Consider the following 13917-nt stretch of genomic DNA (forward strand, 5'->3'; position numbering starts at 1 on the left):
ATATGCAGGGGTTGATTTGTTAAGTTTATTTTATACTTCCAATTTATTGCGCAATACCATTTGCAGGATACCGCCATGACGGTAATAATCAATTTCAACATCACTGTCAAAACGAGCTACAGCATTAAATTCAGTTGTTTTACCCGCTTCATCGGTAGCAGTAATTTTCACCAAATTATGTGGTTTAACATTTTCATCAATTTCAACATTGAATGTTTCTTTTCCTGTTAAACCAAGTTTTTCGGCACTTTGACCTTTTTCAAACTGTAATGGAAGTACACCCATCATTACAAGGTTGGAACGATGAATACGTTCAAAGCTTTCAGCTATTACAGTTTTAATTCCAAGCAGATTCGTACCTTTAGCGGCCCAGTCACGGGATGATCCCATACCATAATCTTTACCGCCCATTACAATTAATCCTGTATCAGCTTCCTGATACTTCATAGCAGCATCATAAATTGGCATTACTTCATCTGTAGGCCAATAAGTTGTATAGCCGCCTTCTGTACCTGGTGCCAGTAAATTACGGATACGGATATTTGCAAAAGTTCCGCGCATCATTACTTCATGGTTACCACGGCGTGAACCGTAGGAGTTAAAGTTTCTTGGTGATACAGCTTTTTCCTGTAAATATTGTCCTGCAGGCATATCTTTTGCGATTGCTCCAGCCGGAGAAATATGGTCAGTTGTCACTGAATCTCCAAACAATCCAATTGCTCGCAAGTTATTAAGTGGTGAAACCGTACCAGCTTCTTTGGATAACCCTTCAAAGAATGGAGGATTTTGAATATATGTTGATTCATTATCCCATTCGAATAAAGGCTCATCCGTAGTATCTATTTCGTTCCATCTTTCGTTGGAATCAAATACGTTTTCATATTCTTTACGGAATATTTCAGGTGTTACTACTTTTTCCACCTGTTCTTTTATTTCTTCCATAGTTGGCCAAATATCGTTCATGTAAATATCATTTCCATCTTTATCTTTGCCAAGTGGTTCTTTCGTTAAATCAACATCTACTGTTCCTGCTAAAGCATAAGCTACAACCAATGGTGGTGAAGCTAAATAGTTAGCTTTTACAAGTGGATGGATACGCCCTTCAAAGTTACGGTTTCCTGAGAGCACAGAAGAAACAGTCAAGTCATTTTTAACAATTGCTTCTTCAATTTCTGGACGCAATGGACCGGAGTTACCGATACATGTTGTACATCCATATCCTACAAGGTTGAATCCTAATTTATCAAGATACTCTGATAAACCGGAATCATCCAGGTAACGTGTAACAACCTTTGATCCAGGAGCTAGTGATGTTTTAACATAGTCTGGTACTGTTAAGCCTTTTTCGACTGCTTTTTTAGCAAGTAATCCTGCACCCAGCATAACGTAAGGGTTGGATGTATTTGTACATGAAGTGATTGCAGCAATTGCAAGTGCCCCAGTATTCATGACAGAAGTATTCCCATTTGGATGTTCAACAGTTACTTCTTTGTCAAACTCAGATTTATTTAAACCAAAGCCTTGGTTTCCAGCAGGTGCAGTAATTGCTTTGTTAAATTCCTTTTTCATATTAGACAATGCTATTAAATCTTGTGGGCGTTTTGGACCGGAAAGATTTGGTTCCAGCTCTGATAAATTGATTTCTACCAGTTCTGTATATTCCGGATCCGCCTGATCTGAAGAATACCACAGATCATTTGTTTTACAATACTGTTCAACTAAGCTGATTTGTTCTTCACTGCGGCCAGTGAGACGCAGGTAATTAAGTGACTCATCATCTACCGGGAAGAAACCGCATGTTGCGCCATATTCTGGTGCCATGTTTGAGATTGTTGCACGATCCGCAAGCGGCATATCTTTCAATCCTGGACCAAAATATTCAACAAACTTCCCAACAACATTTTTATCACGTAAGACTTGCGTTACTTTTAATGCAAGGTCCGTTGCAGTAGTCCCATTTGGGAAACTTCCTGTGAATTTAACCCCGATAACTTCTGGAGCAGGGAAATAAGATGGCTGTCCAAGCATACCGGCTTCAGCCTCAATACCGCCAACACCCCAGCCAAGAACACCAAGTCCATTGATCATTGTAGTATGTGAGTCTGTTCCGACTAGTGTATCCGGAAATGCATCATATTCACCGTTTTCATTTTCTTTGCCATGAACTACATCAGCAATGTACTCCAGGTTTACCTGGTGAACGATACCTGTTGCCGGTGGTACGGCACGGTAATTGTCAAATGCCTTTTGTGCCCAGTTTAAGAATTCATACCGTTCAGCATTTCTTTCAAATTCAAGATCCATATTTGCTTTCAGTGCATTTGGTGTACCATACTGGTCTACTTGTACCGAGTGGTCAATGACTAGGTCAACCGGTACTTCCGGATTAATTTTGTCAGGTTCTCCACCCATATCAACCATTGCTTTACGAAGTGAAGCAAGGTCAACAACTGCAGGAACTCCAGTAAAATCCTGTAAGATAACCCTGGATGGTTTGAATGGTACATCGGTTCCTGCTTCTCCTTTTGCACCCCAATTCGCCAATCCTTTAACATGCTCATCCTTAATTTGATGGCCGTCATGCTGGCGTACAAGCGATTCCAACAGTACCCGGATCGAGAATGGCAGACGTGAAACCTTGCCAAGGCCAGCTTCTTCCAAAGCTTTTAAGTGATAATAGTTATACGTTTTTCCGTTAAGCTCAAATTGCTTTTTAGCATGAAACGTGTTGCTGTTTCCCATTTTTCAATACCCCTTTCGATCATGCTTTTTCATCGCATCCCCAATTCGTCATTTTTTAGGAGATACGACTATTTTTAGAATTTCAAATGTAATAATGAAAGATCATATACTATTCAAAAGTATAATTTATGTCTCCAACATCTATCTTATCGGAATTTGACGGAGAAAACAAATGATTCATTAGACTTATAGTATACTAATATCTTATGTATATTGATAAGTTTTACTTATCTGAAAGACACTTAATCTATGCAGTTAGTTATAGTTGCATAGATTAAACAATTTATTTAATCTAATTTTGCAGGGAAAATAATCCGGAATGTACTTCCAATGTCGGGATTCCTTTTAATTTCAAGCGTTGCATTATGTCTTTCTAATATTTGCTTCGTTATCATAATACCTAAACCTGTACCTGTTTGTTTTGTAGTAAAAAAGGGTTCACCAAGCTTATGTATAATCTCTTCCGATATACCAACACCTTCATCAATCACATCAATTTCAATACTCGGGTGGCGCCTGCTGACTTGTAATTTTATTGTACCAGAATGATTCATTGCCTCAATCGCATTTTTAAAGAGATTAATAAATACTTGTTTCAGCTGAGAACGGTCACAGTAAATAGTTACATCCTCTGAAAACAGCTTTTTGATTTCAATATTATTTAGTTTTGCCTGTGGACTTAATAGGGCTATAACATCATCAAGCATGGCAGACACTGACTCTACTTTTTTATTATCCGTCAGTGGCTTTGAAATAAATAAAAGTTCTGTGGTAATGGTTTCTATTTTCTCAATTTCGTCAATCATAATTTTATAATATTCTTCTTTACGATTCACACCTGCCTGCATTAATTGCAGAAATCCCTTTAATGAAGTTAAAGGGTTTCTTATTTCGTGTGCGATACCTGCTGCAAGCTGACCAGCTACAGACATTTTTTCTGATCGCACCATCATTTCTTCATTTTCTTTTTTATCCGTTATATCTTTCAGTATCGATATGAAATAAGCTTGACCACTATTTTTATCAACTATCTTTGCAGTAGTGCATTCTGTCCAAATATACTTTCCCTGCTTATTCATAATATTAATAGAAAACCTTTGACTGTTATTATCCTCTTGATCAAAATATTTCATGATATAGCCTAAATCCTCTGAGGATATCTTTTCATACCAGTATGTACCCAGCAACTCACTGACGCGGTAACCAAACAAACGTTCAATGGATTCCGAAATGAATATAATCTCACCATTTCGATCCCATACCGTTATAACGTCATTATTATAGTTTTCGATCCATTTCATCATAAATTGGGGCAATGCTGATAATTCAGGAAAGTGCCCTTTTGCTCGATTCCATTCGGTCTTATTTGGTTCTGGCTCGTTTGTGTTATTTTCTGAATTCGATTTTTTATAACCCACCACAACTTCCCCCACTTTTCTGCAAAATTCAACAAAACACTTTCATCTTTGTTAACTATATGAAATTAAATAACAATATATGACGCTTGTTTGTAAGTCTTTCAACCATTATAATAAGATATAAGCGATATTTGCTTATTACGTTTAGAATAGCTGCTTTTATACTAATCAATAGTAATCTTACTATAATTGTTACAAAAAATAAATTCATTTTACATATTTACGGAAATGGGCTTTTAATAAATTACGTTTTAGAAGGTTCAGGTGAGAAAAATGTCAATAATTGTAGATTATTTAATTATACTTTGGGGATTCTTACTAATTGGCTTAATGGGAATTGGCGGGTTCTTTATGTTCCGGAAATTTCTGAAGCAAATGCCAAAAGAAGACGGAAAATCTGATATGGACTGGGAAAACTATTATATGGAAAAAACTATACATATGTGGGATGAGGATGAAAAACACTTATTGGAAGAACTAGTCTCCCCTGTTCCGGAATTATTCAGAGATGTTGCCAGACATAAAATCGCAAGTAAAATTGGAGAAGTGGCATTAAAAAAAGACCAGAAAACAATAACCCAGGATGTTTTGATACAAGGATATATCATTGCAACACCCAAACGGGATCACAAATTTTTACGAAAAAAATTAAAGCAAAAGAATATTGATGCCGCACCATATGAGAAATTCTTCAATGAAGCAAAAGATGACTACTCTGTTAATTGGCAGGAAAGATATGAAAAAACAAAATAAGAACAAAAGCTGCCTCATAAAGGACTGGGATTAAAAGTTCCTATGAGACAGCTTTTTTTATGTACATGAATAATTGCGTTTTTTATTCAACTGTAAGTATTGATATAACATTGCTATTCTCCATGTCGCAATCATGCCAAAGGCAAGAATGAAAAACATGCCACTCGTTTCACCTAGTGATATTGTACTGCCAATGATTAATTTAAGGATTATCCGAAAAAATAGTAATCCGAATAAAATAAAGGCAAATGCTTTTGATGGAATTAAATAGATTTCGTTGTCTCGGATTTCGAATCTTGATGTTTTAATTAAAAAAATCGAACAGATTACTCCAACTGTTATCGCTTCAAATACTTGCATCCATGCAACTCGAAATTCAGGAAAGATAAACATCAATGCGCCTGTACTCATAAATAAGGGTGGCAATATAATCTTTTTTACAGATGCAGGCTTTTTCGCTGCCTTCAAACGTACAAAAATCATAGTAACAGCCATAAAAGCAGCAACAACTGTACTAGCTATTACCCAAAACATAATAAACCACTCTCTCTTGCTCAGGTATTTGCAACATTGTTATTATTTTCCTTCAAAACCCTGGCAATAGTTTCAAATATATGATTCTCTTCAAAAGGTTTTACAATAAAATCTTTTGCTCCAGATTCAATTGCTTCAACAACTACTTTTTGCTGCCCCATTGCTGAACATACAATAACAGTCGCATTACTGTCAAAAGCCATTATTCCTCTGATTGCATCAATTCCATCCATAACAGGCATAGTGATATCCATTGTTACTAATTCAGGCCTCAGCTTTTTATATAGCTCAATTGCATCCTTGCCGTTTTCTGCTTCCCCAATTATTTCATGATTCTCTTTTTCTAAAATCGATGCCAATGTAATCCGCATAAATTTAGCATCATCGACTACAAGTACTTTTGCCATTTAATTTCCCCCTAATCGTCACTGATCATTTGCGATGGACAAAATTATCGTAATCATTACTCCCACAACAGTAAAATAAACACCAAGGTCAAATAGCATCGCGGTGGCCAGCTCAATTTCACCAAAAATTGGTACAGTAAAATAACCAAAAGTCTGTGACATGAAAGGAACATCAAATAAAAATGACCCTGCCCCTGTCAATACCGCAATTCCGAGACCTATTGGAATCAATGTAACGAAATTAATCGGCAGCATCTTTTTTACAGCTTCAATCCCATATGACATGTACATCAATAATACTGCTCCGGATGTCATCAGCCCCCCCACAAACCCGCCACCTGGAGAATTGTGTCCTGCCAGCAGCAAATAAATAGCAAAGCCTAATAGGATAAAGGCTATTAATGATGTAGTCGTACGTAAAATAAGATCATTCGGTTTATACATTAAGAGCGTTCTCCTTTATAGCATATATAGATTATAATTATAGTTTAAAATAATTCGAAAATCCACTAAAAACCCTGGAACCCAAACCATCCAGCCAAAAATGAAGTCAAGTCAGTCAACCAGTCGAAGAACAATGCAATCCCCATAAATATCATGACATACCCACCAATTTTAACCAGTTTCAGACTATGTTTCTTCATCCATTTCAATTTACCGATAAAGAAGGCCAATAGGAAGAATGGAATGGAAAACCCTAAAATATAGCTGATCATCATAACCATGCCAAGTTCCGGATTGGTTGCAGCAAGAGAAATAACGATTGCCAGAATCGGCCCGGTACACGGGGTCCATCCCAGTGAAAAAGCTAAACCTATCAGGAAGGAACCAACATAACCCGCCGGTCTGTTTTTAAATGTGATTTTTTTGTCTTTCATTAAAAACTTAAAATTAAATATACCTACGATAACGAGGCCGAAAAAGATTATTAAAATTGCGCCAACCTGTCTTATGATATCCTGATAAGTAAGCAAAAACCCGGAAATGTAAGATGTTGCAAAGCCCATCACAATAAAAATACTTGAGAAACCAATTAAAAAGAAGACAGTATGCAGCAAGGCTTTTCTATTCATCCTCTTGTTCTCTTCTTTAATTTCACTTACACTCATTCCGGTTATGTATGAGAGGAATGCAGGGTAAAGTGGTAATACACAAGGTGATATAAATGATAAAAATCCTGCGCCAAAGGCAAGAAATATATTAATTTCAGACATAGTAGTATCCCCCTATTTATATCGCTTCTTTTATTTTAACAGAAGGAGCGGCAAACAACTTACGATGAATATGACAAATATAGGAATCTTTTCATCCACTGCTGTTCATTAAAAAAATATACCCCTTGCTGTATAAAAAGCAAGGGGTTTACATACCTTCGTTAAACTAATATCAGGAATAATCACTACTTGCCTTGCTGATTATTCATCGCACGCATCATTTGATTAATTTTCTTCTGCGATGGCTTTTGGCCCATTTGCATCATTAGCGTACGCAGCATTTGCTCATTTATTGGCGGGTTCTTTTTTAAATAGCTCATCATATATTTTCTAGCAATGAAAAATCCCAGAGCAACACCAGCGATTAACGCTGCTATAGCGATTAATACTACCCAAATTACGTCCATTTCAAGCTTTCCTCCTTCGTGCTGTCTCCTTTTAGAACATCCTTTATAAAGTATAATAAATCAAGCTTAAGAATACAATACTTGTTCTCTTTGATATTCACTCAATTTGCTCACAGGTGAAATCCAGCCATATTTATCTATATCATTTCCTGTAATAAATAAAATTGGCTGAAATTGTCTGAGCATAGGAAATAAAATTCCCTCAGCAACTTGTAATGTTTTACAACGAAATTTTAAATGTTTTTCATTCATATGTAAAGAAATATATTCCCCATCTTTATATATTTCTATTAAAGATCGATTAATTTTTATAAAACCCTTATCCCGGTAATATTGCTTCATGTGTGGAATCAAGTTTTTTTGGGGGATATTCTTTGTTATATAAGCAAATTGTGCAGCTAAATCTATTCGATCCCGATTATCCTGATAATCTTTTAAAAATCGATATAAAATATCACTTTTATGAAAATAATGCCTCGCAACATCTTCTATTATCCAGTACACAGAATACTCATACATCGGAATCTCTCCTTTTACATTCCATTATACGTATTCTATTTCAGAATAATGTCAGATTAACTTGCAAAAAAGCACTAGTTTTGTCGGATAGTGAGAAAAAGATAAGGTTGTCCCTCAAAGGGTCAGACCCTCAAGGACAACCTCTGTTTTTTAAATATAATTTATTTAACCAATGACTCTACATGCTCCACAATATTTTCAACCGTAAAGCCATATTCTGCAATTACTTTATCACCGTTTGCAGAGGCACCAAATCTGTCGATGCCAATAATTTTTCCATTGTCACCAACATAGCGATCCCAGCCAAATGATGCAGCCATCTCAATAGCAACACGGCTTTTAACCTGTGGAGGAATTACTTCATTTTTATAAGCTTCATCCTGCTGGTTGAAACGGTCCCATGAAGGCATGCTGACAACACTTACATCGATTCCTTTCTCTTTTAACGTTTTCTGTGAAGCAACTGCCAACTGAACTTCTGATCCAGTCGCCAGAAGTACTGCATCCGGTGTGTCTTTTTCAGATTTGCTGACAACATATGCACCTTTTTTAACACCTTCGTAAGCTTTTTCTTTCGTGCCTTCCAATGTTGGCAGATTCTGTCTGGTAAGAACCAATGCGGTTGGCGTGTCTGTTGATTCCAATGCCAATCTCCAGGCAGCCTGTGTTTCATTTCCGTCAGCCGGACGAATCAGTGATAATCCCGGCATTGCTCTTAATGCAGCCAGATGTTCTACTGGCTCATGTGTAGGGCCGTCCTCACCAACTGCAATTGAATCATGTGTAAATACATACGTAACCGGCGCATTCATAATAGATGACAAGCGAACTGCTGGTCTTAAATAGTCACTGAAAACAAAGAATGTACCAGCATAGACTTTTAAGCCGCCATGAAGAGCCATTCCATTTAATGCAGCAGCCATCGCATGCTCACGTACACCAAACCATACGTTTCTGCCTGCATAGTTTTCACGTGAGAAATCTTCTTCATTATTAATTGTTGTTTTATTTGATCCTGCTAAGTCAGCACTTCCGCCAAAGAAGTTTGGTACTGCTTCCGCAATTGCGTTTAGAACTTTTCCTGAGGATGCTCTTGTTGCAAGGGTATCTTTTTCAGGTTCGAACACAGGCAGATCTTTGTCCCAGCTAGCCGGAAGTTCGCCTTTCATTGCCAGTTCAAGTTCATTTGCAAGCTCAGGATACTTTTCTTTATAGGCTTCTAAAAGCTGGTTCCAGTTAGCTTCAGCATCTTCACCATTTTTACCAATCTTTTCATTAAAATCAGCATAAACTTCTTCCGGTACATGAAAATCTTCATGGCCCCACTTGTAATATTCTTTTGTTAATTTAACTTCATCTGCTCCAAGTGGTGCACCATGGGATGCTGCTGAAGCTGATTTATTCGGTGAACCATAGCCAATAACTGTTTTAATCTCGATTAATGTTGGCTGTTCTGTATTTTTCTGTGCTTCTTTAATTGCATTTCTTATTTCATTAACATCGTTACCATCTTCTACACGGATTACCTGCCAGTTATATGCTTTAAAACGCTGCTCTGTGTTATCAGAGAATGAACGGTTTAATTCTCCATCCAGTGAAATATCATTGGAGTCATAAAGTGCAATCAATTTCCCCAATCCTAAATGACCTGCTAATGAAGCAGCCTCGTGAGAAATGCCTTCCATAAGATCCCCATCACTGATAAGAGCATAAGTGAAGTGATCAACAATTGATATATCCTCTTTGTTAAATTTCGCACTTAAGTGCGCTTCAGCCATTGCCATACCTACTGACATAGCAATACCCTGACCAAGAGGACCAGTTGTTGCTTCTACACCATCTGTGTGATTTACTTCAGGATGGCCTGGAGTTCTGGAATCCCACTGACGGAAATTCTTTAAATCTTCTATTGTTACATCATATCCGGATAAATGCAGCAGACTGTATAAAAGCATAGAACCATGTCCTGCTGATAATACGAAGCGATCTCTATTAAACCATTTAGAGCTTTTCGGATTATGATTCATAAAATCTGTCCAAAGTGTATAAGCCATTGGTGCTGCACCCATAGGCAGACCCGGGTGTCCGGAATTCGCATTTTCAATCGCATCAATTGATAATGTACGAATGGTATTAATTGATTGTTGTTCGATATTTGACATGTAATTTCTCCTTCCACATTTCATCACTTGTTGTATCCTTATTTATTCTATAATGAATTACCTTCTGGAACAAGTAATAGCTGACATCATATTTGTCTATTTATTAACATTTTAATGTTTTTTATTTCTTTCCTGAAGATCTTTTACTTTCTTCGGTGTTACGTCATTACCTTCAGGATCAACCACAGTCATCGTCTTAAACTGGTTTTTAAAAGAACTCCGGACATTTTTTAAATATTCTTCACGCAGCTTCTTTTGTTCAGACTGCTCTTTTACAGTTAATCCTTCGTTCTTGGATTTTTTTGCAAGTTCATTGATCCGATTCAGTTTTTCTTTGGATAACATGCTATATAACCTCCTAAATGGGTGAATTCCCCTTAAAAGCAGTAAAAAAACAAGGAAATCAATAATCCTTGTTTTTTATCTTACCCTGCTTATATATGTTATTCAAGTATTTGAAACTCCTGATAACGCCTGTGAACGGTAGCCTTTGATACAGGATATCCAAGTCCATTCAATGTTTTTGTTATCTCCTCAAATGTCAGATTATTACGTCTCAGTCGAATGACCTCTTCTATTGGAAATTCAATCCTTTCTCTCCCGGAAGACTTATTCCGGTTCGAGAGGTTCCTGGATGGGTCATAACCTTCAGCAACTGCCTTTTTCATGCCCTTTTTTATTTTGGCATTATGAATTTTTCTTTGAAACTCTTCCACAATTCCAACAATTTCAAGAACCATGGAATCAGATTCCGAAAGCTGGAGTTTACCATCATGAATAGCAGTATAGACGGGTATATTTAATTTCTGCAATTGACGGAATAAGGCAATCTTTGTATTCCCCCGACCGAGTCTGGTTTCATCCTGAATTAACAGACAATCGGCTTGATTTGAAGAGAAATAATCAAGCATCTGAAATATCCCATCCCGTTCTATTTCATAACCGCTCTTCTGTTCTCCAATGCAATCTACTATTTCCATATTATAGCTACCTGCCAATTTGACCAGTTCCTGTTTCTGCCTGGCTAATGATGTTTCCTGTTCCTTTTTATCTGTACTTACACGACAATAAATTATGGCTCTCATTCTATAATCCCCTTGTTTACATTACCCGCTCGTTATCATGGAAAAATATAAAAATCCTAACATTAATGCAAAGGCAATTAAATAAAATGCATCGGATTTAATTATTTTTTCAAACATATTATCTACCCTTCCCCTCTAGAATTAGAACTTTTGTTCGCTGTTGCATTCAGTATCACACGAACATACGATCCTGTCAAGTGTTTTTCGAACGAATGTTTGCATTGTCTGTATATTAATGGTAAACTATTATTAATAATCCTATGTGCGAGGTGTTTACTAGATGACTAAACTTTCCAAAAGACAACAAATGATTCTGGACTTTATAAAAGATGAGGTTAGACAGAAAGGGTATCCGCCTTCCGTCCGCGAAATTGCTGAAGCAGTCGGTCTGGCTTCAAGTTCAACAGTTCATGGCCATCTGGCAAGAATTGAAAGCAAGGGGTATATCAGGAGGGATCCTACTAAACCTAGGGCAATTGAAATACTTAATCATTCAGAAGATGAGAATATTCCTAGAGAAACAGCAAGATATGCTCCGGTAATTGGTAAAGTTACAGCAGGACTACCGATTACTGCGGTGGAAAATATCGAGGAATTTATTCCTTTACCAGTTTCCAGTGCAGGGCCTGATGATAATTTATTTGTTCTGGTAATTGAAGGAGAAAGTATGATTGAAGCAGGTATTCTTGATGGAGATATGGTAATTGTTAAACAGCAGAACACTGCAGATAATAGTGATATTGTTGTTGCAATGACGGAAGAAAATGAGGCGACCGTAAAGCGTTTCTTTAAAGAAAAAGATCACATCCGCCTGCAGCCTGAAAATGCAACAATGGAACCGTTAATTTATCAGAATGTAACTATTTTAGGAAAAGTAATCGGACTTTATAGAAATATTCACTAAAAAAGCTGCCACATGGCAGCTTTTCTATCTATTCCAATTATATAAGTCACTTTCATCTAAATCTATTGCATAGATAAATTCCTGATCCTGCATCTTTATAATTTCGGTTGTCGGACCGGTAATTACTGCCCCGTAATGATTAATTCCGTGTTCTTCTAAATAGCTTATTGCGGAAGATAGAGCTTCAGACCTCAAATTATAATTTACTTCACGGGTCTGTTTACTGTAATCATTGAGGAAGTGAAGAACTTTCATAAATTGCTCTTGCAAAATTTCAGTATCACCTTCATCATAACCCGGAGCGGAATAGGTGGCTGATGTAGTATTGCCTTCCTTTCTTTCAGATTCTAAGGTCCAGTCCGTCTCCAGCCACATTGGATCGTTTGGAAAGCCGATCGGTTCATCATCCGCGATTCCTGTGTCCACAGGATAAAAAAGAATCTCCACATCATAATCATCAAATAGTCTATTCACTTCTTCAGTGGAATAGTTTCGATCAAATGTAATATAAACATTGGATACTGAGACATCTGCTATTTTCTCTAAGACTGACCATTTATCGATTAATTCCATCTCTGTTACTGTATTTTTCAAAGTATAAAATTGAGGCTCTTCACCTGATCCATCATAAACTTTATCTTTGGTATTCAATTGGGAAAAAAAGTGTCTAGTCGATAAGGATCCAATCACCTGAGTCTCTGACCCTATTTGCTTTTCAATTGTATATGTTTTATCTTTCGTAAAGTAAGGTGATATGCCCCCGCCTGAACCAGAGAGACTTACACCAGGTTTCGTAATATCATAGACCCGCTTGACAACATCATCATAAAGAACCTGCCGATCACCAGTCGTGAAAAATATATTAGTTACAACTGAACAAATTATTGTAATCAGTAAAAAGGCAGCAATTATTGTTCCAACCTGTTCAAACCGGAGCTTCCATTTCGTTTTTCGTAAATTCAGGCGTTCCATTGGTTTGTAATTTTTGCGACTGGGTTCCTGTTCATCCATATGCTGCTGAAGTGTTTCCAGTTTATTTAATTCTTTTTCAAATTCCTCAGCTTCAGCAGAAGATAATTCACCTGCCTCAAATCTTTTTAGTTTATCCCGCCATTCTTCCTTGTATCTGTCTTTACTCATCATCAGTCCCCCTGTCATGACGCAATTTTTGTCTAGCCCTGAATAATAGTATTTTAAAATAATTAGGTGTAATCTGCAGAATTTCTGCAGCTTCTTTATAACTAAACTCATGGAAATCTGCCAGTAATATAGCTTGTTTTTGCTTGACCGGTAATTCATCAAGCTTTAAAAGCAATTCATGCAGCATCTCTTTTATTTCATATTGCTCTTCTATTGATTTTTCATATGCTTTAAGCCGCTGGAAATAATCATCATCCTTTGATACAGTCTTTTTGTTTTTTCTTAAATGATCAATATATGTATTATATGCTACCTTGAATAACCAGGATTTTTCATTTTCAATCCCGTCATTATGCAGAAATATATATGCACGGTAAAAGGTCTCTTGTGTAATTTCTTCAGCAATATGGTGATTTTTTGTTAAAGAGAGCAAATAGCGGTTTACATCTGCTGCATATTTTCTATGTAATTGTTCAATAAATGATGCCATTATGACCCTCTTTTCATTTCTGTATATATAACGTAATAATAACAAAAACGTTATCATACTTTTCATTTTCTTTTATTATTTTTCTCAAAAAAATAAAGAAATTTGAGCTTATAAATACTCCTCAATTGGGGATATTACATTG

Annotated in this window: 15 protein-coding genes; 2 read left to right on the forward strand and 13 right to left on the reverse strand. The window is 36.6% G+C overall.

Annotated features, from left to right (window positions below):
• Positions 1-30 precede the first annotated feature (30 nt).
• The gene (gene acnA / locus CIL03_RS03495; RefSeq protein WP_094883817.1) at positions 31-2742 is read right to left on the reverse strand and encodes an aconitate hydratase AcnA; all 2712 of its coding nucleotides are present in this window, start codon (positions 2740-2742) and stop codon (positions 31-33) included.
• Positions 2743-3029: 287 nt separating this feature from the next.
• Complete coding sequence (locus CIL03_RS03500) at positions 3030-4160, reverse strand: ATP-binding protein (RefSeq protein WP_094883818.1); 1131 nt, start codon at positions 4158-4160, stop codon at positions 3030-3032.
• A gap of 273 nt (positions 4161-4433) precedes the next feature.
• Between CIL03_RS03500 and CIL03_RS03505 the strand changes: the two genes are divergently transcribed.
• The gene (locus CIL03_RS03505; RefSeq protein WP_094883819.1) at positions 4434-4913 is read left to right on the forward strand and encodes a DUF2621 family protein; all 480 of its coding nucleotides are present in this window, start codon (positions 4434-4436) and stop codon (positions 4911-4913) included.
• Between the two features lie 57 nt (positions 4914-4970).
• On the opposite strand, the gene CIL03_RS03510 is transcribed toward CIL03_RS03505, so the two are convergent.
• From CIL03_RS03510 to CIL03_RS03550, 9 genes are all read right to left on the reverse strand, one after another.
• Complete coding sequence (locus tag CIL03_RS03510; protein WP_094883820.1) at positions 4971-5447, reverse strand: CcdC family protein; 477 nt, start codon at positions 5445-5447, stop codon at positions 4971-4973.
• A gap of 20 nt (positions 5448-5467) precedes the next feature.
• Positions 5468-5854 carry a response regulator gene (locus tag CIL03_RS03515; protein WP_094883821.1) on the reverse strand — a complete coding sequence of 129 codons (387 nt, stop codon included), beginning with the start codon at positions 5852-5854 and terminating at the stop codon, positions 5468-5470.
• An 18-nt stretch (positions 5855-5872) separates the two neighbouring features.
• Entirely contained in the window at positions 5873-6298 is a 426-nt protein-coding gene (locus CIL03_RS03520; protein WP_094883822.1) for a Na(+)/H(+) antiporter subunit B, read from the reverse strand.
• Positions 6299-6363: 65 nt separating this feature from the next.
• Complete coding sequence (locus CIL03_RS03525; protein ID WP_094883823.1) at positions 6364-7068, reverse strand: cytochrome c biogenesis CcdA family protein; 705 nt, start codon at positions 7066-7068, stop codon at positions 6364-6366.
• A 185-nt stretch (positions 7069-7253) separates the two neighbouring features.
• Positions 7254-7475 carry a YneF family protein gene (locus tag CIL03_RS03530; RefSeq protein ID WP_094883824.1) on the reverse strand — a complete coding sequence of 74 codons (222 nt, stop codon included), beginning with the start codon at positions 7473-7475 and terminating at the stop codon, positions 7254-7256.
• A gap of 66 nt (positions 7476-7541) precedes the next feature.
• Positions 7542-7994 carry a sporulation inhibitor of replication protein SirA gene (sirA, locus tag CIL03_RS03535; RefSeq protein WP_094883825.1) on the reverse strand — a complete coding sequence of 151 codons (453 nt, stop codon included), beginning with the start codon at positions 7992-7994 and terminating at the stop codon, positions 7542-7544.
• 161 nt (positions 7995-8155) lie between these two features.
• On the reverse strand, positions 8156-10156 hold the full coding sequence (gene tkt / locus CIL03_RS03540; protein WP_094883826.1) for a transketolase: 2001 nt from the start codon (positions 10154-10156) through the stop codon (positions 8156-8158).
• A gap of 111 nt (positions 10157-10267) precedes the next feature.
• Entirely contained in the window at positions 10268-10501 is a 234-nt protein-coding gene (locus CIL03_RS03545; RefSeq protein ID WP_094883827.1) for a DUF896 domain-containing protein, read from the reverse strand.
• Positions 10502-10599: 98 nt separating this feature from the next.
• Positions 10600-11241: a YneB family resolvase-like protein gene (locus CIL03_RS03550; RefSeq protein ID WP_094883828.1), complete on the reverse strand. Its 642-nt coding sequence runs from the start codon at positions 11239-11241 to the stop codon at positions 10600-10602.
• A 280-nt stretch (positions 11242-11521) separates the two neighbouring features.
• Between CIL03_RS03550 and lexA the strand changes: the two genes are divergently transcribed.
• Positions 11522-12145 carry a transcriptional repressor LexA gene (lexA, locus tag CIL03_RS03555; RefSeq protein WP_094883829.1) on the forward strand — a complete coding sequence of 208 codons (624 nt, stop codon included), beginning with the start codon at positions 11522-11524 and terminating at the stop codon, positions 12143-12145.
• Positions 12146-12169: 24 nt separating this feature from the next.
• Here lexA and CIL03_RS03560 read toward each other — a convergent pair whose 3' ends face one another.
• Together CIL03_RS03560 and CIL03_RS03565 are read right to left on the reverse strand one after the other, a co-directional pair.
• Entirely contained in the window at positions 12170-13285 is a 1116-nt protein-coding gene (locus CIL03_RS03560) for an anti-sigma factor (RefSeq protein ID WP_165767886.1), read from the reverse strand.
• Complete coding sequence (locus CIL03_RS03565; RefSeq protein ID WP_165767887.1) at positions 13278-13775, reverse strand: RNA polymerase sigma factor; 498 nt, start codon at positions 13773-13775, stop codon at positions 13278-13280. Before CIL03_RS03565 ends, CIL03_RS03560 begins: the two co-directional genes overlap by 8 nt.
• Positions 13776-13917: the final 142 nt, after the last annotated feature.

The organism is Virgibacillus indicus, assembly GCF_002266285.1.
In the GTDB taxonomy this organism is placed as follows: domain Bacteria; phylum Bacillota; class Bacilli; order Bacillales; family Amphibacillaceae; genus Virgibacillus_K; species Virgibacillus_K indicus.